This is a genomic window from Ruminococcus sp. XPD3002 (assembly GCA_900119535.1).
Lineage (GTDB): Bacteria > Bacillota > Clostridia > Oscillospirales > Ruminococcaceae > Ruminococcus > Ruminococcus flavefaciens_H.
Genome location: FPJT01000005.1, coordinates 122,595 through 147,221, shown reverse-complemented (window position 1 = coordinate 147,221; position 24,627 = coordinate 122,595). Strand labels below are relative to the sequence as shown.

Here is a 24,627-nt window from a genome sequence, read left to right as displayed (position 1 = left end):
CATAATGTTCGATTATTTTAAGCACAGGCGTATACAGGACAGCGATAAGTCTGAAAAGCCAAAGAAGGATAAAGTGTTTATCTTTACGCTGATCTTTCTCGCAGGTTTTATCGTTATGAGCCTTGTGACCGGTATTCACAGCGGTACATTCAAGGAAATGGATTTCGGTTTCAGTTTCCATTTCTCTGACGGGGCAGCACTTATAGCGCTTATCATTGCATATCTGATCTACCGGATTAAAAGGGGGCGAAATAATGGCGAATAAAGAACAGAAGCTCACAGACGAATTGCAGAAATGCAGAGAGAACATTCAGCGTACTAAGGATCTGATCGCTTATCACAGGGACATTCTCCGCAAACAGGAACGTAAGGCAGATGAGATCGCTGCTAAACTGGATAAGGAGAAAATGAAGTCTCTGCTCGGTATGATACACGACGGCGGACTGGATATCGACAGTCTGCGCAATGCTGTATCCAGCGGTCAGATCTCAGCCAACGCTGAAACAGACAAAACGACACAGACCATACCTGCGGCAAAGCCTGCCGCAGCAGCAAAGGAGGATACAAATGAGATTCAGGATGATGACTGATGTTTTAAAAACAAAGCTGACAGATTTTTGTATTGCACATGAACCTGCCGGCTGCCTGAACAGCGAGGAGATCGGTTATTTTATGGAAGGTGCTTTTGAAGTGCTGAACCGTATTCCCGAAGCTGACATGAAGGAATACTGTGTATACAGCTATCACTTCTGCACCTATGATGAGTACATGGATGAGATTTTCCCTGAACATATCAGAGCAACCGGAATGCTGACAAACCGTGCCGTACATCTCGCATCGGTGCCGCAGAGCAGATACTATACAGATGACGGTATTATGATCGAGTGCGGCTATGATGTGGTATATGACATCAATAACGACCGTATCATGCTTCTGTACTATATCATTACAGCGAACAGGGATTTTACAACGATCTATCGTACCGAAACAGATAAATTCGACGGATTCTGTGCCGCTGAATTTATCATTGAGCTTTCCGTGCAGGTCGCAGCAAAGCTGAAACGAAATCTCTGCTCACAGGAGAATTGCGGAAAGGAGGCAGCTTAATGCTCAGACTGATTCTTTGTGAAAAGCCTTCCGTTGCGCAGAATATTGCATACAGTCTCGGTGCGAATGAACGTATCAGCGACGGGAAGGTGTCATACTATCAGGGAAACGGATATATCGTCACCAATGCAGTCGGTCATATCGTCGGTATCGGAATGCCGGAGGATTACGGCTGGGACAAATGGGAGCTTTCATCGCTCCCGATGATGCCGGATTTCAGACTTTACCCGCTTTACGGCTATGGCGAGCAGCTCAGACTGCTCAAAAAGCTGCTGTTCCGTGACGATGTAAGCGAGGTCATCAATGCCTGCGATGCTGGACGTGAGGGTGAAGCGATCTTTCGTTACATCTATGATTATCTCGGCTGCAAAAAGCCGGTAAAGCGTCTGTGGATCAGTTCCATGACGGACGAAAGTATCCGTCAGGGCATGAATACGCTCCGTGACGGCGCAGATATGGAAAAACTGTTTGCGGCGGCATTTACCAGAGCCAAAGCAGACTGGATTCACGGCATGAGCCTTTCACGCCTTTACAGCATCGTCAATGATGATTCTCACAAGGTCGGCAGAGTGAAAACGCCGGTCCTGAATATTATCGCAGAACGTGACAAGGCGATCGCCGGATTTGTCAGCAAGCCGTTTTTCAAGGTTCTGCTCCCGAACGGCGCTGAATGCGAAACGATCTGCGATACAAAGGCGCAGGCAGAAGCACTTGCGGCAGAGTGCAGCGGTAAAACGGTAACTGTCACATCAGCCGAAACCAAGCAGAAGAAGGAAGAACGTCCGCTGCTGCACAGCCTGACCTCCTTGCAGCAGGAAGCCAATGAGGTCTACGGCATGACAGCGGCAGCAACGCTCAAAGCGGCGCAGTCGCTCTATGAACAGAAATTTATCACCTATCCCCGTACAGACAGTAACTATCTCACCGATGATATGAAGCCGCTGGTCGGCAGTATCGTGAAATGTCTGTCAGGCTATGATGAGAGCCGTGTTCAGCAGCTTGAATCGCAGGGACTGAGCCTTGACGGGCGTGTATTCAACAACAGCAAGGTTTCCGACCACCATGCTCTGATCCCCACAAACATCATCGGCAGGCTCGGACAGGCAGAGCTGACCGAAGCAGAGCAGAATGTTGCAAAGCTCGTTATTGAGCGCTTTCTCGGTGTACTGGATCAGCCGTATATCTACAATGAAACAAAGTATGTATTCGATGCGGACGGCGTTATTTTCAGGCTGACGGTGAAAACGCCTGTGCAGCTCGGCTGGCGTACATATAAAAAGGAGCCGCAGGAAACACCGGCTGTCAGTTACCGACAGGGGGATTCGTTCCCCATCGGTGAAGTGACGATCAAAGAGGGAGAAACCACACCGCCTAAGCATTTTACGGAAAGCAGTCTGCTTGCGGTCATGGAAAACATCGACCGCCTGATCGAGGATAAAGAGCTGAAAACCTATGTCAAGGAGCGTGGCTTGGGTACACCGGCGACCAGAGCTTCTATCATTGAGGAACTGATTTCAGCAGGATATATCGAGCGCAGTAAAAAAATGCTGCTTTCGACCGATTACGGCAGAGCATTTGCGGCATCACTGCCGGAGAATGTGAAGTCAGCAGAGCTGACGGCGCATTGGGAACAAATGCTTTCGGATATTGAACACGGCGAAGCAAAGCCTGATGATCTGCTCCGTGAGATCGGCAATACCGTTTCAGATATTGTGCAGGCAGAACGACAGCGCACAAGCCGGATACCAGTTACCCGTAAGGTAACGGTCGGTATCTGTCCTCGCTGCGGCAGAAAGGTATGCAAAAACAGCAAAGGCTTTTCCTGCGAAGCCGGTAAGGAGAAATGCGGATTTTTCATTTTCGGACAGGATAAGCGTATCGGCAGAAGCTACACTGCTGCGGAAATCAGAGAGCTGCTCGGCACAGGGAAGGTCACGCTGAGAAACTGCACATCTTCAAAGGGCAAGAAATATAGTGCTGTGTTCGCTTTGGAGGATACCGGACAGTATGTCAATCTCAGGCTGATAGAGTTTGTGAACGATAAGAAAAGGCGCACTGCTGATTAACAGTGCGCCGGAGATTCAGGCAACAATAAACTGCTGCATTTCACGAATTGTCATATCAAGCGGTTCAATGCCGCGCTTTCTGCAATATTCGATGATAGCACGATAGTCATACTGCACTTCATTTTCATCAGTCGGATGATAAGCTACAAATCCGCCTGCTTCGTCAGCGATATTATCAAGCTCACAGACTTCCATAAATTCTTTTTCAGACATTTGAATCCCTCCTAAAATTGTAGGTGCGAATCAGCTTGTATGCAGCCATTTCATCAATAATCATTCTGTACGGGTGTGGGTGACCAATGTGTATTGCTCCCAATCTCTCTGCATAATGCTTGACAAGTCTTGTATTCTTAGCATCCATGTAAACAAATCCGCCATAACCAAGCTCATAGGAGCGCTGTACTGCGATTGCAAACAAGTGACCGCCAACGCCTATGTATTCTTTAGATGTTCCGAAGTTATGCGGAGCGCTTTCTGCGATCTTCACATAGACAGCATTACTTCCACGCATATCCTGAATAGCGATCAAGCCTTGAATGCGATCATCATTTTCAACAGTGAGCTTGTATATTTCACATTCAGCTAAATCTTTCGCAGTCCATTTGAACTGCCATTTTTTCAAAGTCTTTAACTCGGCTTTTGTCACGGGAGAAAAGGTCGTATCAACAATTTCTTTGTCACTGACTCTCTCAAGACATGGGGTGAGCTTATCAATTTCAATGTTCATGGTATGACTGTCACCTTCCTTATACCTATTATACCATGAATTTCACAAAAATGCAACATTTATTTTGACTGGAAGGAGGAAATAGTTTGAGCAGATACAATACCGTCCTCTACAACTGGACGGAAGTCACGAACCGTCTGCTGCACGACAAGCAGCTACTGGCGCACTTTCTGCGGTTTTCTGCGGGAATGTATAAGCAGTCATTTTCGGATGCTGCCTTGATCTATCAGCAGAATCCGTATGCAACAAAGGTTGCGACACTGGAGATCTGGAACAGGCTCGGCAGGCGTGTGAATCGTGGTGAACACAGTATTGCCGTATTCGGTGAGGACTGCAAATGCAAGCACCTCTTTGACATTACGCAGACCGAAGGCAGGCGTATCCCTGACCTCTGGAAACTGGACGAAAGCCTTGCATCAGACCTGACAGCGGCGATCAATCAGAAATACGGCGCAGACTGCAAAACAATTCAGGAAACGCTTGCTGCGGTATCTGTAGATAACCTCAAATGCCGCAGCACAGATATGAGCGAGATCATCTCACAGATGGGGCTGTCCGATGAACAGAAAAAGGCATATCAGCAGTCAGTCGTATCAGCGGTGCGGTTCATGGTATCCTGCCGATGCGAGCTGGACAGTGATATGAAGGTCAGCGGCGGCTTGAATCTGAATGCAGTAGATATGTTTCACGATACCCGTGACCTGATCCGCTTCTGCGACTTGGTGCAGAGAACGGCAAAGGATTCGCTCCTTGAAGTGGAGCGTGAGGTATTTCAAATCTTAAATAAACGGAGGGAAAGAGCACATGAACATGAAAATGAGCCCGACCGGGCAGTACCTGACCGAAATGCAGTACACGGACAGTCCGCAGGAACAGGCGCTCCTGCGCCGACCGATCGGCAGATGGGGCAGAATGTGGCAGGAGTGGATGAAAACAGAACACCCGACAGAGGTAGCAGTTCTGGTTATGGAAGCCCGGTGGCAGATCATTCCGAGAGAGATCGACAGGCAGGCGGAGAACCGCTGGGCAGTGCTGGACGAACAGTATCGCAGGGAGAATCCCCGACCGACAGACTTCGTTCAGATGCAGCAGTGGGAGAAAACACGTCTGCTGAAACTGGAGCATATCATCATGGAGGAGATCGTGTTCCGGACTCTGAGCTGACAGTCGCATACCTGAAAGAACGTTATCTCCATGCCGATTTTAACCGGCGTCTTGACAGCTATGAGATGGCAGGTCTTGCCTTTACTGACGGCGCAGACCTCAAAATAGATGAGATCACATTTTTCAACCGCTTCCATGCAGATAAATTCTCCCCTGCACAGGCGCAGGAGATTCGTGAGATCATGATGGTGGCGATGCTCAATCGCGAAAAGGAGCAGATCGCACATGATGAGCCGGAACAGGCGGTGTCTGCCGCAGAGCCGGATAAGCACACTGAAACAGATATACCGGTGCAGCCTGAGCCTGTGACAGCAGAAGAAACTGAGCCGGTGATCGTCAACAACTTTCCGCTTATTTCCGGAAATCTGCCGCTGCTGACAGATGAAAGTATCATTGCTGGCATTCTGACAGAGGATCAGTTTTTTAACAGAAAATGCGGCGAGATCGCAGCATATTTCGCTGATAATCATGATGAAAACGACCGCATTGCATTTCTGAAAACAGCATATAATACGGAATACTGTGAAATGAACATCGGCAGTACCCGGGTCGGCTATAAGACAGCAGAAAACGGTTTGATGGTATGGGAGGGCAGCAGTTATCTTTCCCGTACAAAGGAAGCCGGTCTGACATGGGACTTTGTAGCGGCATATATCGCAAAGCTGATCGAAGAAAACCGCTATCTCAAAGAGCCTGCATTACAGCGCAGCACAAAAAACGCTGACAGGAATCAGCTTGTTATTTACAGCTTCAATGAAAATGATGGTGTTGTTACAGCAGATTGCAGTATCGGTGATAATCTATTTGAAACTGAAGTGCTGCGGACTGATGATCATACACCATATCTCAATTACAAAGGCAGACCGATTCAGTTTACAAGTCAGCAGGCTTATGATTTAGAACAGTTTGAGCTGTTCCGTGCTCCGGTTACACATGACCGAAACGGCTATTATGCTGATGACCTTGATGCCGGCGATCAGATTCGTCTGGACGGCGAGATATGGACAGTCGTAATAAAAAGCGACTATTCTATCCGCTTATCCAACAGCGAGAAAAGCGCTCCTGACAATGTGCAGAACATCTACGGCAAATGGCAGGAAAAGCTGACAAAGCTCGGCTTTGAGTTTATCCCGCAGAGCCGTGAGATCGAAGCACCGGTATTTACTGGACCGGCAGCAGAAGCACCTGAACCGGAATCAGGAGATATTCAGCTCACGCTGTTTGGCGAGCCTGTACCAATCGAAAAGACGGAAAAGAAAGAGCGCCCCAAAAAGAAAACGGTCTCTGTATCTTTGACAGCGCCGACTTCGGAAATGATTGATCACGTTCTCCGTGCAGGAAGCAACGATACAAAATCAATCGAGCGCATTGTAGCTTGGTTTCAGAAGAACAAGTCTGCTGCTGAGAATGCGGAATTTCTCCGCAGGGAGTTCGGCACAGGCGGTCGTGGATACAAGTATTCTCCGCCTGATTACAGCAGCGCTTCCCTCGTGGCAGCGTGGTTTGATAAAAACGGTATTACAGCAGCGATCAGCAATACCGCTTTCCCGGAAGGCAAAAACACTCATATCACATGGGAACAGGCGGCGGAGCGTATCAGTAAAATGCTGCGTGAAGGTGAATATTGCGAACAGGATAAAATAGACCGTGCAGCAGATTATGAGCTTCAAGATATTTCGGAGCGGCTGCTGTTTCTGGAACGGGATGTAGAGGGCGACTTCTTTCTCCCGAAGGAAATGACGGAGGGCGGTTTCCCGGAATGTGAGGCAAAGGTAAAAGCAGCGCTGACCGATCCGAAAACGCTGAAAGCATATATCGCCGGAATGAAGCTGTTTCTTAGTCAATATGAGCAGAATCCTGATATTCTCCGTATGCATTATCACAAGCCGAAGGAGCTTTTGCAGCATCTGGAGGATTTGCTGCTTTCAAGGTCGGATTTTATCACGAAGCCTGATTTCAATTTTCAGCCGCAGTTTTTCATCACAGATGATGAAAAAGACCATTTTCTGACCACTCACGGAAGCGGCGTCGAGAGCGGTAAGTTCCGTATTGCGGAGTATTTCGCAGAGGAACATACGCTGCCGGAACGTATCCAGTTCCTGAAGCATGAATACGGCGACGGCGGTATGGGACACGCAGGCTTTGACGAATGGCACGATGCAAAAGGCATCCGCATTACAAAAAGTCCGTTTAGTGCAGATACGAAATGTACAGCTTTTATGAAGTGGAACGAGGTCGCAGAGCGCATCGAACGGCTGATTGCTGAGAATAAATATATCTCGCAGAAGGATATAGACGAGCGCATCCGCAGTGCAAAGCGTGATTTGCAGCGTTCTGACGACGGTACTTTTAATCAGTATGTCATTGAACGTGCGAAGAAGGTGCTGCAGCAGTATGGCATTCCGCTTGATGAAGTCATTCCGAAGCCGCCTGAAAATGTGGAACAGGAAGATACAGCATTTATGTCCCTTGCAGACGAGCGCTTTGTCGAGCTGATGAACAGCGACGAAGGCTTGAACTATGCAATATTTGCTCCTGATCTTTCGCTTGTTGATGGCGGTGTATGGGAGCTTGATGAAGAAATAGACTTCCGTTTTGCTGCGGCACAGATACTTGATGTTTCTGAATCTGATCTGATCCCTGTGCATGACTATGAGCTGTTCCGTGATCTTGTCAATGATGATGTGGAGGTAGAAAACGCACCTGAACAGCTTGCAAAGCTGAAAGCTGATTCCCTCAGCAATGCGCCGGATATGACGCCAATAATGGAAACCGCAGAAGTGACGACACCAACTGCAACAGCAGAAGAACCTGCGGCAGAGCCAACTGTTCAGACACCTGAACGCATGACTGTCACCAAGAAGGCAGAGCCGAAAACCGGCATTCCCGTTACCTATCACTATAACCCGTCAGATACCGCACCGAACGGAGCAAAATCCCGATTCAAGGCGAATATTGAAGCAATACAGACCTTGCAGCGTGTTGAAGCAGAGAATCGCTATGCAACGCCGGAGGAACAGTCTGTCATGGCAAAATATGTCGGTTGGGGCGGCATTCCGCAGGCATTTGTGACTGATCGTATGGCTGCGGACAGCTACGCCGGAAATCTCGGAGAGCTGCCGCCGACTGGCTGGGAAACAGAGCAGAAACAGCTTTTAGAGCTTCTTTCGCCGGAGGAATACAAGGCAGCACGTTCATCAACGCAGACCAGCTTTTATACGCCGCCGGAAATCTCAGACGGTATCTATCAAGCACTTTCACAGTTCGGCTTCACGGGCGGAAATGTCTTAGAGCCGTCTATGGGTGTCGGCAACTTCTTTGCAAAAATGCCGTCAGATATGCGGGACAGCTCCCGGCTGTACGGCGTGGAGCTTGACAGCATTTCCGGCAGAATCGCACAGCAGCTTTATCCGCAGGACAGGATTCAGGTGCGAGGCTTTGAGCAGACGCATTTCAATAATAACAGCTTTGATGTTGTCATCGGCAATGTGCCGTTCGGTGATTACCGTGTCAGCGACAAGGCGTATGACAAGCATAAATTCAAGATTCATGACTATTTTGCCGCAAAGTCGGTGGATAAGGTGAAGCCGGGCGGTGTGGTTGCAATTGTCACATCAAAGTTTACAATGGACAAGCTGAGCGAAAAGGCTCGCCGCTATCTTGCGGAGCGCTGTGATCTGCTTGGTGCAGTCAGACTGCCGGACAACGCATTCAAAAAGAACGCCGGTACGGAAACTACAACGGATATTCTGTTTCTGAAAAAACGTGAAACGCTGACGATCGAAGTGCCTGATTGGGTACATATGGGACAAACGCCGGACGGCATTCCATGCAATCAGTATTTCGTCGATCATCCTGATATGGTGCTCGGCACAATGGCTTGGGATGAACGTATGAAGGGTAAGTACGGTGAGGACAGCAGAGTAACGACCTGTATCGGTGATGATACGATACCGCTTGCAGAACAGATCAGAGAAGCAGTCGCAAAGATCGAGGGCAGCATTGAAACCATAGAAGCAGAGGAACGGCAGATGCAGGAGGGCGATGTGATCCCAGCCGATCCTTCTGTCAGAAACTATACGCATACGCTTGTGGACGGTCAGCTCTATTTCCGTGATAATGAGGTCATGCTCCGTGTGCAGGAAACCGGAAAAACACTTGACCGCATGATGGGTATGCACAGGATTCGTCAGGCAGCAATGGCTGTCATTGATGCACAGGCGGCAAGCTGTTCTGATGAAGAACTGGCAGCATTACAGCGTGAACTGAATGCCGTTTACGATAAATTCCGTAAGGCATACGGCAATATCACGGACAGTGTGAATGAACGCTGCTTCCGGCAGGACGATGATTACAACACACTTGCGGCGCTGGAGATCGTGGATGTAGAGAAGAAAACCGTTGAAAAAGCGGAAATATTCACGAAACGAACCATTCAGCCGGAGGTGGAGATCACCTCTGTGGAAACACCGCAGGAGGCTTTGCAGGTATCGCTGGACAAGCACGGCAGAGTAGATATTCCGTATATGGCAGAGCTTGTCGGCTGCGAACCGGAACAGGTCATTTCTGAGCTTGGCACAGAGATTTTTCGCAATCCTGCTAAAATCAAGGACGATGAGCCGTTTTCCGGCTATGAGGATGCGAGCGAATATCTTTCGGGCAACGTCCGTGAAAAGCTGAAAATCGCACAGGACTATGCAAAGCTGATAGACCAGAGCTTTGAGCGCAATGTGACCGCATTGCAGTCGGTGATACCGAAGGACTTGGAAGCAGACGAAATATCTGTCCGTATCGGTGCAAACTGGATCGAAGTCGAGGACTATAACCGGTTCTTCCGTGAGGTCTGCAAGGGTGATACATTCTTTCATCCTGTTACAAGAACAAAATTCGGTGAATACAAGATCGACGGTCTGTATCAGGACAAATCGGTTGCGGCAACTGAGACCTTCGGTACATCACGCATGAGCAGCTATCATATTTTTGAAAATCTGCTGAATCAGCGTGATATTGTTGTGCGTGACCGTGTAGACGATGAGGACGGAAAATTTCACTATGAGGTCAATGCAAAGGAAACACAGCTTGCAAAAGAAAAAGCCCGTCAGATGAAGGAGGCTTTCAAAAGCTGGGTATGGGAGGATATTGACCGGAGGGATAAATATGTAGAGAAGTATAACTATCTTTTTAATGCGATCCGGGGCAGAGAATATGACGGAAGTCATCAGACATTTCCCGGCATGAATCCGGCAATTAAGCTGCGGGCGCATCAGGAAAATGCCGTTCTTCGTGCAAAGCTGGGCGGCAATACGCTTCTGGCACACTGCGTCGGCGCCGGAAAGAGTTTCGAGATGATTGCTGCAACAATGGAGAAAAAGAGGCTCGGTCTGATCTCAAAAGCCTGCGTAGTCGTACCGAAACACCTTACATTGCAGATGGCATCTGAGTGGATGCGTCTGTATCCGAATGCAAAATTGCTGGTGGCAAGACCAGAGGACTTCACAAAGGATAACAGACAGAAATTCATTGCAAGGTGTGTGACCGGCGATTATGACGCTGTGATTATGTCATTCACGCAGTTTGAACGTATCCCGATGTCTGATGAATACCGCAAGCAGTTTATGGAAAAGGAGCTTGCAGAGGTCATGGACGCACTGGAAGATGTGGACAGCAGTGACCGTGTTTCTGTCAAGGCTCTTGAACGTCAGAAAATGCGTATTGAGGAAAAGCTGGAAAAGCTGATGTCATCCAAAAAGGATAATTCACTCTGCTTTGAAAAGCTGGGATTCGATTATCTGGTCTGTGACGAGGCACATAATTATAAGAATTGCTATGTCGCAACAAAAATGAGCAATGTTGCAGGCGTACAGACAACAGCAGCGCAGAAATCCGAGGATATGCTGATGAAAACGCAGTACCTCAATGATAAATACGGCTGCAATAATATCTTATACAGCACCGGCACGCCAGTCAGCAATTCGATGGTAGAATTCTACGTTATGCAGCGATACCTGCGACCGGATCTTCTGCAAAAGGCAGGATTGGAAACCTTTGATGATTGGGCAAGCACATTCGGAGAGGTCGTTTCGCAGCTTGAGATCAAGCCTGCGGGTAACGGATTTCAGATGAAGAACCGCTTTTCCAAATTCGTAAATATCCCGGAACTGATGCAGATGTATAAGGAGTTTGCAGATATACAGACTCCCGACATGATAAAGCTGCCTGTGCCTGCACTGAAAACTGGTGCGCCGATCGTTGTGACAGCAAAGCCTGATGACAGACAAAAGGCATATATGAAGGAGCTTGCTGCGAGGTCGGAGCGGATTCATAACGGAAATGTTGATCCTCATGAGGATAATATGCTTCGTATTACCCATGAAGCACGTCTTCTCGGACTGGACAGCCGTTGTATCTTCCGTGATGCAGAGCCTGCGCCTGACAGCAAGGTGATGATGCTGATCGACAATCTGGAGCAGAACTATCATGATACGGCAGAGCAGAAAGGCGTACAGATCGTTTTCTGCGACATAGCTATCAACGAGGACGATGAGCATTTTTCAGTTTATGAAGCAATCAAAGATGAACTGGTACGCCGTGGAATCCCCCGTGATGAGATATGTTTTGCAGGCGACGCAAAAACAGACAAGGCAAGAGCAGATATGTTTGAGCAGCTCAGAAAGGGCGAAAAGCGTTTTATCCTCGCAAGTACGTCGAAACTCGGCACAGGCGCAAATGTTCAGGACAGGATATGTGCGATCCATCATCTGGACATTCCGTGGAAGCCTGCTGACCTGACACAGCAGGACGGAAGAGGCATCCGTCAGGGCAATATGTTCCCCGAAGTGGGGATTTATCACTATCTGACAGAAAATACCTTTGACGCATATCTTATGGGAATTATCACGAACAAGGCTAAATTTATCTCACAGATCATGACAAGCAAAGATCCTGTTCGTGTGTCAGAGGATGTGGATGAAACCGTCCTGACCTATTCACAGATGCAGGCGATCGCAAGCGGCAACCCGATGATAAAAGAGAAAATTCAGCTTGACAATGATATTGCTGTGCTGAAAACACTGGAAGCGGAACATAAGAAATCTGTATTCAAAATGCAGGAGCTTGCAGAGCGCAGACTGCCGCAGCAGATTGAGAACTATGCGGCACTTCTGGAAAAAGCAAGCGGCGATCTGCGGGCATTTCAGGAGCAGCATCCGGACAATGCGGAGTTTCAGATCGAAATTGACGGCAAGACCTATACCGACCGTGCGGAAGCCGGTGCTGAAATTGAAAAGGCTCTTATCAAATGCAGTACGACCGGGGAGAGCATCCGGCTTGGCAAGTATTTCGGATTTGATCTGACGATAGAGAAAAATCAGACAGGATTTTTTGATAGCGGCACGGTTTGCAGCATTTGTCTGCAAGGCAATCTGAAATATTACGCAGAACTGTCACTCAATAATAACATCGGTAATGTCCGACGTATTGAAAACCTTGCGGGCATTCAGATCAATGCAAAAATCAAGCAATTCTCCAGTGATCTGGACAAGGCTAAGCAGGATCTGGAGGACGCACGGGCTGCGATGACAAAACCGTTTGAACGGGCGCAGGAGCTTGCTGATATGCAGAAGCGGCTCGATTATGTCAATGAACAACTCAGTATGAACAGTGATGATGAACCGGTGCCGGTCTCTGAAACACATGATAATATAGCGGCAGAAAAATTGCCGTCAACAATAAAGGTCGGCATGGTATCAGTTGCAGTTCCGGCTGCGGCGTATTCAGACCGACCAAGGACAACTATGCCGCAGGAGGAGCAATCAAAACCGACAACTCACAAAGTAAAAAGATAGGAGAGGATGCATTATGACAAGCAGAGGTGAATGCTTGGAGCGCCTGTCGGAACGGCTGACAGAGCAGCAGCTCCGCAAGGTCATGACGCAGGGATACACTGATGTATCCCTGTCGGTTATGGCTGAGTATAACAAGGAATATGCACGAATGCTTGCAAACTGTAAATATTCACCGCAGACATTCAATAAGCTGACAGAGGCATATTCTCAGAAACGAATGTCAGAGGAAAGCTATCTCATGATAATGGATCATGCACAGTACACAGACAGAAATGAACCGTATGCAGATGCTTTCCTTGACAGTCTGAACACGATTTATCCTTCCACCGCAGCAAATTGCTTTGCAGCAGTCAATTACAATGATATGAGCTATGAAAGAGCAATATCATTTGTGCAGAGCGGCGCATTTTATGCGACTGATCAGGCAAGCCTTTCTGTTACACCGGAGGTAGCAGCAGAGCTATTTGAGATGCGGATACCCCTGCGTGGCTGTGAAGGCTTTAACAACTGTTATGATGTGGATGATTTGCAGGCTTCGCTGGACGATGGTGATGCTATCTTTGTACGGGATGCGGATATGTCACTTGCGGTAGTAATTCATGATTTGATGAAACGACCGGAATGGACAGAATTTCGGGATTCGGTTATAAGTGAATTCGGAGATATGACCGCCAATCTCACAGGGCAAAACATCAGGGAGCTTTGGGACAAACACGAGATCAAAAAGCTCCATGCAGAGCTGCAAGATAAGATACGCAAAGAACATTGCGACTTTCTGAGCGATCTGCGGGAACGATCGCCGGATGATATTATCCGATCTGCGTATATGATCGTCACAACTGACCAGATTTCGATGTATATGCGGTTATATGAACCGCCGCTGTCTGCGAAGGAATATAAGACATTGCTTTCTTCGGAAAATACGCTCATGGAAATCTATGAGGAGTGGAACTCACATGATGACTGGACTGACATGGAGGATATGGGATATGCAATGGAGAAAGCCGCAGAGAGTATCCAGTATTCTATTGATCGTAAAGAAGATAAAATTGCAGAGAAGATGACCGCTTCGCATTCTCAAAAAGAACCGGAGCAGAAACAAAAGCATTATCCAAAGAGGTGACAAAAATGGCATGGAAAAAACAGTTTACATCAGAGGAAAAGGCGGCATACCGAGAGAAAAAACGTGCGGATATGGAAGCGCTTTTCAAACGAATTGACGAGGGCGTACAGCAGGTATTCACTTCGGATAAATACAAGGCATATCTGAAATTCATGTCTAAGTTCACGGATTATTCTGCAAGAAATACGCTCCTGATCGCTATGCAGAAACCGGACGCAACGTTGGTAGCTGCATATGGTAAATGGAAGCAGCTTGGTCGGCAGGTCAATAAAGGGGCAAGCGGCATTGAGATTCTTGCGCCTGTTGCCTTCAAGACCAATATGATCGAAGAAATCGAACGTCCTGTTGTGGACGAGTTCGGTAACAGGCAGTACAATCCTGACGGTACGGAAAAGACGGAGATACTTGAAAAGCCTGTCATGGATTTAGCTTTCAAAAAGGTTTACGTCTTTGATGTGTCGCAAACCTCCGGTAAGGAATTACCGGAACCGGTACAGGAATTATCCGGCGACTTTGACAGCGACAAAAAAGATGCGATCATTAGAGCGCTTGAACGAGCAACAGGTATCCGCATCAATTTTGCAGATATCAAAGGCGGTGCAAAGGGATTTTACAGTCCTACGGATGATAAGATCGTAGTACAGTCTGGTATGAGCGATGCACAAATGTTGAAAACAGCATTTCATGAGTGCGCACACAAGCTGCTGCATGATCCGTCGCTGGAAATCGCTACTGCAAAATCCGCACGAAACGAAAAGGAAGTACAGGCGGAATCAACTGCTTTTATCGTAGCGGAATGGCTCGGTCTGGACACATCGGAGTATTCTTTCCCGTATATTGCATCATGGTCAGACGGGAAGCAGCTCGATCAGCTTACAAAAGTTCTTGATGAGATACAACAGGCAGCCAAAAAGCTGACTTCATCCATTGAATCCGAACTGCTCAAGCTGCAAAAGCGTGACCTGACAATGGACGAAATGCTTGCTGATACGGAGCTTAACAATATCCAGAAGGCTGAGATATTGATAGACGACTGCAAAAGCAGAAATATCATTTTCAGCAAGGAAGATCAGGAGATGATATTCCAGTATGCCGGAGAGCATGAGGACATTGCAGAAACCGTGCGTCTGATTGCGGATATGGAAATGACCTGTTCGCAGATCACGCCTGCGGAGGAAATACCGCAGGATATTACACAGGAAGAATATATGGCGGCAATGAATTTTGATGCGCCGAATTTTACAAATACGGAGGGAAAGCAAATGAATCATTACAGCGGCAGTCCGCAGGAAAAATCTGGCGTGTTCGGAAATACGCCCTATGCACAGCTTGGTGAGCGGTCACAGCTTGAATACTACAAAAATCTCAAACCTCGTCACGCTGATAACATTGCCCGTCAGCTTGAAGCGGACGGAGTGCGTTTCAGCGGAAAGCACTACGGTAATACCGTAACGATCACGGTCAACAAGACGGATATTCCCCGCTATCTGGCGGCGGTCGATAAGGTGAAAGCCGGTTATGCACAGCAGCGTGGAACTACTAATCCGCAGCCTGTTCAGCAGACAACAGTACCGTCTGCGCCGAACCCCAATGTGTTCGGCAACACGCCTTATACAGAGCTTGGCGACAAATCACAGCTACAGTATATGACAAAGCTGAAACCCCGTCATGCTGAGAATATTGCGAAACAGCTTGAAGCAGACGGTGTTCCGTTCAGCGGCGTGAGAAAAGGATATTCTGTCACAATAACAGTGCGTAAGGCTGATGTACCGAGATATGAGGCGGCAGTCGCAAAAGTAAAGGCAAGCTATTCAAAAACAGCAGCAGTACCGACAGCGGCAGCATACTTTGACAGTCCGCAGGGCAATGTCCGGAAGCAGAATATTCCTGAGAAACATCCGCCCGCCGATCCGAAGGATGTGCCGATCGTGACAATATCTTTTGTAGAAGCAAGGCAGAATGACCGACTGAACGAACTATGGGACAGTATCCATGCTTCTCAGGCTTGCCGGGATTATATTGACCAAAATCTTTATGATGCCTATGAAAACCGCAATCTGAAAGGCTTTGTTCAGGAATTGGAACAGAAATTCGGTATGGAGCGCACCATGTATACCGTTGCTGCAACAATTCAGCTCAAAAAGCATGACGGACGTTTTACACCGGAGGTCAGAAATGCAGCAGCACGTTTTCAGTTTGACAGCGATCAGATGCGCCTGAAATTCCTGACAGAGCAGCATCCGGTACGGCTCAATCATCTTTTTGAAGTTCTGATCGACCGTTCAAAAGAGCTGGCACAGGAAGCGCCCAAGCCTGAACTGCCGCATTTATCGGAGTATCTGTCTGACCAGTTCCTGCTTTCTACAGAGCGTGTATCTGTTAGGGACGATTACAGAGGAATCCCGGAAACAAGTTATTTTAACTCATCAGTCAACGAGTATTTTGTAGATGGAATCGGCTGGCTGGACAATGATGCTTATGACAGAGAGCAGAAAATGTCAGGCGAAACTGCCAAGCAGTTTTACAGCAAGGTTACAAAAATCAATGCAGCCTGTGTGAATGCGGACGGTACAGTCAGCAACATTGATATGACAAGGCAGGAATATGATCTGCTCACTGACAGAACATATTCCCCTGAGAATAGGCAGGCACTTGAAATGGCAAAAGCAAAACTGGCAGAGAGAAAGGAAAACGCCGGCATTACTCCGAAACCTGTGGAACAGTATGCTGTACGGCAGTCTGCCAATAGCCGCTATGCTATCGTCACGATCAGCGCTGACGGTCTGGTAACACCTGTGATCCCGAACATGGCAAGTGTCGCAGAAGCAAAGAAAGCAATGCTTGAACTGTTTGAGCAGAAGAAGAAAACCGTCCGCTGCGAGCTTGTGCATCCGCAAGTGCTGGATGAAAAATCCGCAGAGCTTTACAAGGAGCAGTCAAAGGAGCTGCCCGATGTGGTATACCGCATTCAGGTCAGCAAGAATCAAGCTACTCCTGATACGCATTATGTGCAGCAGTACGTCAAAAATGATGATGATACCTACAAAATCGGTGAGATCATGGCAAAGGGCGATTATTTCGCCTGCAATGCGGCGCTGTCTGAGCTGCTTGCAAATCCGCCTGAGATTTCCAAAGATATAGCAGTCGATGAACCTGCTGCAACGAAAGCCGCCCCTGCACCGCCTGTTCCGCCTGAGCCGGAGCATGATTTTGCGATCTATCAGCTAAAGCCCGGTGATGAAACAAGAGATATTCGCTTTGAACCCTATGAGCGTCTTGCAAAACATGGGCAGCAGCCTGATCTTGCAAACTACAACAAGGTTTATGAGGGCAATATCGCAGATATTTCCGAACATTCCGATCAGCGTATGCAGCTTGAAGCGGTGTTTTATAAGTTCAATATGGAGCGTCCTGACGATTTCAAGGGACACAGCCTGTCCGTGAGCGATGTGGTTACGGTGAAAAATCAGGCGTTCTATGTGGATTCATTCGGATTCAAGCCACTGCCGGATTTTTTGAAACTGAAGTTGGCTACACCAGAGATTGACAAGCCAAAGCCTAAGAAACCGAAACTTTGATAGAAGGGATGTCCTATGACAAGTATTCTGACGGTTGAGGAACGGACGCTGCTCCGTTCTCTCGGATGCAGGGATAAGAAGCAGGCATTGGAGGTACTGCGTGAGATTACGCTCGCTGTGCCTGTACACTCTGAGATGTTTGCCTGTGCAGTCACGCTGACAAATAAGCTGGAGCATGAAGCGTTGGATTATGCCGCTGTTATGTGTGATTATGATATGATAGAATAAAACAGGAAAGGCATATCGAGAATCCCCGGTATGCCATTTCTGAAAGACAATATTTCGCAAAATAAACAAATTACAAACAATTCGTAAAATCGCCGTATTACCGTGATATTCAATTTTCAAGCTGCTGTTTCTGACACAGAATGACACTACATTCGTGCAGAGAGGCTGTTCATCATTCGTCGCTCATACTGTCGGCTTGGGCGGACATACCTTTCAAGTGTCAGCGTTACTGAGCTGTGACCGAGTACGCAGGACAGCGTTTTCACATCAAAGCCGTTTTCAATACAGTTTGTAGCAAAGGTCGCACGGAGCTTGTGATAATTGGAGCTTTCTATATCAGCGGCTTCAAGTATCTTCTTGTAGCGATACTGCATAGTTCTCGGCTCTATAATTTTTTCGCTGCCGGAAAGAATATAATCATTATCACTTCCCTTGAAAGCAAGCAGATACGGCATCAGGAAATCTGGAATGGCAATACAGCGTCTGGAATTGGAGCTTTTCGGTGCTGTAACGATCAGCATTGTCTTACGGCTGCCGTTCTGTTTGCAGATACGCTGTACCGTGCGATTGATACGCAAAATCTTGTGAACGAGGTCAATATCTCCCCATTTCAAGCCACAAAGCTCACCAATACGAAGTCCCATGAAAAGCGATAACAGTACACCAAGTCCAGTCAGGTCGATGTGGTTTTTCACATAGCCGACCAGCTTCTTCTGCTGTTCATCGCTCATTTTCGGGGACTTTTTCTTTTCTGCCTTCGGCAGTGACACATTTTTCAGAGAGAGCTTGATGTTGTATTCCTCCTGTGCATAGATTAGAAGTGCCTTGAATACGGCAAAAAGGTCACGAACATACCCTGCGGACAGTCCGCTGTCCATTTTATCCTTGATGAAAGCGTTGATCTTTGCAGATGTGACCTCGGTGCAGAGCATATCGCCAAATACAGGCAAAATATGCTTCTCGAACTTCATCGTATAATTGGCGTAGGTAGACTCTTTGACACGATTGACGATAGCGTTCAGCCATTCGCCGTATACCTTATATATAGTAACACAGCGACCGGACAGAAACTGGCTCTCGATCTCACGGGCAATGCGGAGCTTCTGCTCGGTTTCTTCGTATGTCTTGCCGTAGACATACTGATAGACGGGCTTTCCGTTGCTTTCATGGTCGATAATAAATCTCCCCATAAAACGACCGTCCTTACGCTGTGTGATTGTTTCTCTGTTTTGCAGCATATAACTCTCTCCTTTGTTCTATTTGAAAACGGAATACTGATAGTATATTCAGGTATACTTATTACGAATAAAAATCTCAATATCACGTTGTTTGTTGATGATTTCTTCACAAAATGGGGGGGTAAAATAGGTTTGGTTGTTGAATTTGACAAAATTCGTCAAGATGTCCTATAACTACTTGAAAAATACAATTTACTGTGGTAGAATTATATTTATACACGTTTTCAGATTTCAGGCTTTCGGTGTTGCCACAAGGCTTCGCCGCCCTAATTACTGCGTTCCCGATCCATACGGGCGTATCTGCATTGGTGTTCCTGAAATTGTTTATTTTGCGAAAACGATAGTGCTGACAGGCTGATGATACTATGATACCCTTTTCAACAGGCGAATACAAGTCTAATTAGAATGCCTGTCACTTGGTAACTTCAAAAAGTATGATTTACATATTGTTTAAGGTGGATGTGATTTTATGGGAGAAGCTGAGCGCAAGCGCAGACAGCGCAGATTTGATGAAGTCAAAAGCTCTATCCGCAGAGTTGAAGCGATTATTGAGGTCATTGTACTCGCTCTTACTTATTATGGCGTTTGGCGGATAAAATATGACGGCTCATCTATGCCGCCGTTCTTCGACAACGGAAAGTATTTACTGACACTTGTTTACGTATTTTTGAACTATATACTGTTCTTCTATTGTGACGGCTTTAAATTTGGTCACATAAAGCTGACAGATGTTACAATATCGCAATGGATTTCGATGTTCATACTGAATTTCGTTACATATTTCCAGCTTTGTCTGATAGCCAATCAAATGATAACTCCGATACCGATGCTGATACTTATGGGAATCGACATTTTATTAACATTCGGGCTTTCTTATTTATTTACGGCTATCTATCATTCATTCTGCATACCTAAGCGAATGATCATGATATATGGCAAGGATGATGCTCCCTCGCTGAAACAGAAAATGGAAACAAGAAGCGATAAGTACCAGATCAAGCGAATGATGTCATGTGACGAGTTTTCGCTTGAGGCGATAGAATCAGCGATTATGGGCTATGATGCTGTTGTTATCAATGATGTTGATGCTCAAACCCGTAACGATCTGCTGAAATTCTGCTATCAGAACTCTATCCGCACATATTCCGTTCCAAACCTGTCCGATGTTATTTATTCAGGCAGCGAGGATATTATGCTGTTCGATACGCCGCTGAAATTAGTGCGTGGACGTGGATTAACACCGGCACAGCGTTTTGCCAAGAGAGCAATGGACTTAACGCTCTGCTTGATAGCAATGATACCGTCCTCATTGATTATGCTCATCATAGCAATAGCTATCAAGCTGGAGGACGGCGGCTCTGTGTTCTATCGTCAGAGAAGAATCACAAAAGGCGGAAAGCAGTTTGATATTCTCAAGTTCCGTTCTATGATTGAAAATGCCGAAGCAGACGGTAAACCTCACCCTGCTACCGATAACGATGACCGCATCACAAAGGTCGGCAAGGTGATCCGCACCCTCCGAGTGGACGAGCTGCCCCAGCTTTTCAATATCATCAAGGGAGATATGTCTATCGTTGGGCCTCGACCGGAGCGTGTGGAGCATTGCGAGATGTACGGCGCTAAGATACCGGAATTTGAGTTCCGCAACAAAGTCAAGGGCGGTCTGACGGGTTATGCACAGGTGTACGGCAAGTACAACACCACGGCGCTCGATAAGCTCAAGCTCGATTTGATGTATATTGAAAATTACTCACTTGCTCTTGATCTGCGTATTATTCTTATGACGGTAAGGATACTGTTTAAGAAAGAGAGTACGGAGGGATTTGATGTAACGAATAACGTTGAAATCAGTAATAAAGCAGAGTATAAGGAAAAGCAGCTTGTAGGAAAGTGAAAATATGGAATATAGTATCTTAATGTCTGTTTATGATAAAGAAAAGCCGGAATATTTGAAGCAGGCAATTGAAAGTATGCTGAATCAAACAGCAAAGCCAGAACAATTTGTGATTGTTCTGGACGGCAAATTGAATGAAGGATTACAAACGATTATAGATAATTATAAATTGAATAATGGTAAGCTATTTACAATTGTATCGTTAAAACAGAATGTTGGTTTGGGCAGAGCCTTAGACATAGGATTACAGCATTGCAGAAATGAACTTGTTGCTCGTATGGATTCAGATGACATATCTTTACCAGAACGATGTGCAAAAGAACTCGCATTGTTTGAACAGGACAAGACACTTGCAATCGTAGGCTGCAATATTGATGAATTTTGGGATGATCCAACAGATATAAAGTGTTCTCGTGTTGTTCCGTCTGAACCGGAGGAAATTCGCAAGCGTATAGGCAGAATACAGCCGTTTAATCATCCAACTGTTATGTATAAGAAATCGAAGATAATTGAATGTGGAGGGTATGGGCATACACGTGGGAACGAAGATCGTGATATGTTTTCACGGTTAATACATAGTGGAGCGAAAGCACGAAATATCAACGAATCCTTATTGCTATTCAGATCAAATGCAGATAATTATAAAAGAAGGAAGAGTTTTACAAGACTGAAAAGCATATATAAGGTAACACTTGATATTTATAATAGAAAACATTGTTCTTTTTTCGATTTACTATATGTGCTAATGGGACAGACCGCTTTATTCTTAATGCCTATGCCACTTATGAAGTTGATTTCTGATAAAGCATTAAGAAAGGAAAGATGAAGTGAATATATTATACATAAGTAAATTGAACGGTTCAAAATGTAGTGGACCATCATATAGTGTCCCCAAACAAATAGAGGCACAATCTATATATGATAATGTTTTTTGGTACAATGTCTCTCAAATAAATACAGTGGACTATAGCAAGTATGAATTTTATCATGATATTCAAGAATACCCAAGTCAAACTCTTGCCGATTTGCCAGTCCCTTTTAATTCTCCAGATTTGATTATTATTGAAGAAGTGTACGTGTATCATAATCCGAAGATACTGTATGAAATATATAAATCGGGAATCCCCTACATACTCATACCAAGAAGTCAGCTCACACGACAAGCTCAGAATAAAAAGAAATTCAAAAAAATCTTGGGTAATTTTTTGATATATGGTCGTATAATTCGTAATGCACATTCAATTCAGTATTTAACATCTCAGGAGAAAACAGATTCAAGCCAATGGAAAACAAAAGGTTTTATTTTGCCCAATGGCATTGATGCTAATGCCAAAACGAAAAGACAATTCAGAGGAGACTCTATACACGCAATATTTATAGGTAGAATAGAGCCGTATCAAAAGGGATTGGATCTTTTAATTGATGCAATAATTCCGATAAAAGAAGAACTTATAAAGGTTAGATTTTCTTTGAAAATAATTGGTTCTGTTAAAGATACTGCTCCAGTAAGTGAACTTTGTAATAAAATTAATAAATATGGTTTATCTGATATTATTCAAGTAGTGTCGAATCCTTTATTTGGTGATGAAAAGATCATAGAGTTATTGGATAGTGATGTATTCGTTATGACATCACGATTTGAGGGTCTTTCTATGGGGCTATTAGAGGCATTATCATTAGGATTACCTTGTCTTGTGACACAAGGGACAAATATGAAAAAAGAAATTGAGGAAAACGATGCAGGATGGGCAGCAGATAATACCGTAGAATCCATAAGAAATTCTATTTTGCGTATGATAAACGAAAGGGAACTCTTGCCACAAAAAGGTAAGAATGCTTTAATGTTATCAAAAAAATATTCTTGGGATCAGATTGCAAGTAGATCGCATGAAATGTATAAAAACATCATAGGAAGAGAATGATAGATGTATTTATATGCACGTTTATTCGGAATATTCACGTACTGGTTACTTGTTATTTTTATTGGAATAGGGATGACAAGACTGGAAAAGCGTGAAATATCAAAGGTATTACTGATATGCAATGCTTTTCTTTTTATAATGGCATACTTTTATGAAGTAACATATACCGATGATTTATACAGATTATTACCCATAATGCATCAAATATCATCGTATTCAGTTCCAGAATTAATAAATACAATGAAATTGCAGAATTATCCGGTATTGTATGCGTTTTATTATATCGTTGGAAAGTTTGGCAGAGATGGATTGCTTCCGGCTGTAACCTCATTAATTACATATACATTTTCATTCAAGGTTCTTTCTCAATCAGCAAAAAAAAATAGCGCAGATATGACTTCTATCGCAGTTGCGTTCTATATATTTATGGCACGTGGCTTTTTTGTTATTGGAATAACAAATGTACGTTCTATAATAGTAGTATCGTTATTTGCATATATGGTTTATTCTGAGTTAATTGAAGAAAAATCTGTAAAATGGCATATACCGTTATATATCATCGTGGCATTATTCCACTACATGGGGACTCTTCTGGTATTTGTCAGATTATTCTTTTTGGCGTTGGAATGCTTACAAGGGAAGAAAACAATTCTCGGACTTGTAATGATAATAAGTATAGTTTTTTTAATCGGTTATAATTCGGTTTATACTTCAAATTTTCTATCACATATGAATGGATATATTGATTCAGCAGGTACAGGAGAGGGCTATGACTATATATTTGAAAGGATTATAGGGATACTCCAACTTATAATCAGTATATATATACTCTATCAAGCTAATAAACTTGTAGATCAAAATATAGAAGAAAGCCCATATCATCGTTATTTTTCATTTTCAAAAATGATAGTGAGTATAGATGTGATTCTATTTTTTGTTGAATATACCGCTTTTTTAAGAATCAATTGGCTTATTTCAATTTTGACAATGCCATTATTTATATTTCTATTGAGTAACACCGATGAGGAAGAAAAAGAAATAAATAAGTCAAATGTTCTGATTATTGGAACAGTGATGTTTTTATTGGAATCATCAAGAGGTTACTTATGTAGCCTTAAGTACTTTTTATAAACTTAGGAGAAACAATGTTTACAATCAGTGAAAAAATAATTCACAAGCTGAAAGTGAAGGCGGTGCCACTTCTTGCAGCAAGTAGAAGGAAAAAACTTAATAATACGGATTTTACAATAATATCAAATAATTGCTGGGGAGGTATATGCTATGAATACTTCGGATTACCAAAACTTTCTCCAACTGTTGGATGCTATTTCTATGCGGAGGATTATATTAAATTCGTACTAAATCTTACTCATTATTTAAACGCTCCCATAAATATAATTCGATCTAATGAATCAAAGCATTATGAGTCATTAAAAGCAAAGAATCAACTTGATGTTCCCGTTGGCGTACTTGATGATGTTGAAGTGATTTTACTGCATTATAAAGATCCAAAGGTAGCAATCGAAAAATGGAATAGAAGAATACAAAGAATTAATCCAAATAATATCATTCTTAAATTTTCGTTTATGAACGAGTGTACTGATGAATAGTTCACGCAGTTCACAAACATACAGGGAGTTAAAAAAATAGCTTTTATTGGTGGCGTGGGAACTAACAATAACGGTATTTATAATCTTCCGTATTATCAAGAGAAATGTGTCACAGACGATACGTTT

General features: G+C 44.9%; 16 protein-coding genes. 13 read left to right on the top strand and 3 right to left on the bottom strand.

Features of this window, described 5'->3' with window-relative positions; all coding sequences use genetic code 11:
* The first annotated feature begins 4 nt into the window (after nt 1-4).
* Genes BT127_RS06305 through BT127_RS06290 form a run of 4 tightly spaced genes read left to right on the top strand, consistent with a single transcriptional unit; the run spans nt 5 to nt 3,173 of the window.
* The gene (locus tag BT127_RS06305) at nt 5-265 is read left to right on the top strand and encodes a hypothetical protein (protein WP_075424179.1); all 261 of its coding nucleotides are present in this window, start codon (nt 5-7) and stop codon (nt 263-265) included.
* Nucleotides 255-590, top strand: coding sequence for a hypothetical protein (locus BT127_RS06300; RefSeq protein ID WP_075424178.1), 336 nt, complete (start codon nt 255-257; stop codon nt 588-590). Before BT127_RS06305 ends, BT127_RS06300 begins: the two co-directional genes overlap by 11 nt.
* Nucleotides 568-1,107 (top strand): hypothetical protein, encoded by a 540-nt coding sequence (locus BT127_RS06295; protein WP_075424177.1) that lies wholly within the window; start codon nt 568-570, stop codon nt 1,105-1,107. The genes BT127_RS06300 and BT127_RS06295 overlap by 23 nt, the downstream gene beginning before the upstream one ends.
* Nucleotides 1,107-3,173, top strand: a complete 2,067-nt coding sequence (locus BT127_RS06290) for a DNA topoisomerase (protein ID WP_075424176.1) — start codon at nt 1,107-1,109, stop codon at nt 3,171-3,173. Before BT127_RS06295 ends, BT127_RS06290 begins: the two co-directional genes overlap by 1 nt.
* A 15-nt stretch (nt 3,174-3,188) precedes the next feature.
* Here the strand turns inward: BT127_RS06290 and BT127_RS06285 are convergent, their stop codons facing one another.
* Nucleotides 3,189-3,386 (bottom strand): hypothetical protein, encoded by a 198-nt coding sequence (locus BT127_RS06285; RefSeq protein WP_075424175.1) that lies wholly within the window; start codon nt 3,384-3,386, stop codon nt 3,189-3,191.
* The gene (locus BT127_RS06280; RefSeq protein WP_075424174.1) at nt 3,379-3,900 is read right to left on the bottom strand and encodes a hypothetical protein; all 522 of its coding nucleotides are present in this window, start codon (nt 3,898-3,900) and stop codon (nt 3,379-3,381) included. Before BT127_RS06280 ends, BT127_RS06285 begins: the two co-directional genes overlap by 8 nt.
* 86 nt (nt 3,901-3,986) lie before the next feature.
* On the opposite strand from BT127_RS06280, the gene BT127_RS06270 reads away from it, so the two are divergent.
* The 4 genes from BT127_RS06270 to BT127_RS06255 are packed head-to-tail and all read left to right on the top strand — an operon-like array spanning nt 3,987 to nt 17,837.
* Entirely contained in the window at nt 3,987-12,908 is an 8,922-nt protein-coding gene (locus BT127_RS06270) for a helicase-like domain-containing protein (RefSeq protein ID WP_318257178.1), read from the top strand.
* Between the two features lie 13 nt (nt 12,909-12,921).
* On the top strand, nt 12,922-14,031 hold the full coding sequence (locus tag BT127_RS06265) for a DUF3848 domain-containing protein (protein ID WP_075424171.1): 1,110 nt from the start codon (nt 12,922-12,924) through the stop codon (nt 14,029-14,031).
* 5 nt (nt 14,032-14,036) lie between these two features.
* Nucleotides 14,037-17,609 (top strand): YodL domain-containing protein, encoded by a 3,573-nt coding sequence (locus BT127_RS06260; protein WP_075424170.1) that lies wholly within the window; start codon nt 14,037-14,039, stop codon nt 17,607-17,609.
* Nucleotides 17,610-17,624: 15 nt separating this feature from the next.
* The gene (locus BT127_RS06255) at nt 17,625-17,837 is read left to right on the top strand and encodes a hypothetical protein (protein WP_075424169.1); all 213 of its coding nucleotides are present in this window, start codon (nt 17,625-17,627) and stop codon (nt 17,835-17,837) included.
* A gap of 146 nt (nt 17,838-17,983) precedes the next feature.
* Here the strand turns inward: BT127_RS06255 and BT127_RS06250 are convergent, their stop codons facing one another.
* Entirely contained in the window at nt 17,984-19,075 is a 1,092-nt protein-coding gene (locus tag BT127_RS06250) for a tyrosine-type recombinase/integrase (RefSeq protein ID WP_075424168.1), read from the bottom strand.
* 469 nt (nt 19,076-19,544) lie between these two features.
* Here BT127_RS06250 and BT127_RS06245 point away from each other — a divergent pair, with 469 nt between their 5' ends.
* The 5 genes from BT127_RS06245 to BT127_RS06225 all read left to right on the top strand — a co-directional run bounded on the left by BT127_RS06245 (nt 19,545) and on the right by BT127_RS06225 (nt 24,501).
* Nucleotides 19,545-20,969: an exopolysaccharide biosynthesis polyprenyl glycosylphosphotransferase gene (locus tag BT127_RS06245; protein ID WP_075424167.1), complete on the top strand. Its 1,425-nt coding sequence runs from the start codon at nt 19,545-19,547 to the stop codon at nt 20,967-20,969.
* 4 nt (nt 20,970-20,973) lie between these two features.
* Complete coding sequence (locus BT127_RS06240) at nt 20,974-21,795, top strand: glycosyltransferase (RefSeq protein WP_075424166.1); 822 nt, start codon at nt 20,974-20,976, stop codon at nt 21,793-21,795.
* A gap of 1 nt (nt 21,796) precedes the next feature.
* On the top strand, nt 21,797-22,891 hold the full coding sequence (locus BT127_RS06235; RefSeq protein ID WP_075424165.1) for a glycosyltransferase: 1,095 nt from the start codon (nt 21,797-21,799) through the stop codon (nt 22,889-22,891).
* A gap of 72 nt (nt 22,892-22,963) precedes the next feature.
* Nucleotides 22,964-24,022: an EpsG family protein gene (locus BT127_RS06230; protein ID WP_175541924.1), complete on the top strand. Its 1,059-nt coding sequence runs from the start codon at nt 22,964-22,966 to the stop codon at nt 24,020-24,022.
* A gap of 14 nt (nt 24,023-24,036) precedes the next feature.
* On the top strand, nt 24,037-24,501 hold the full coding sequence (locus BT127_RS06225) for a DUF1919 domain-containing protein (protein WP_075424163.1): 465 nt from the start codon (nt 24,037-24,039) through the stop codon (nt 24,499-24,501).
* Nucleotides 24,502-24,627: the final 126 nt, after the last annotated feature.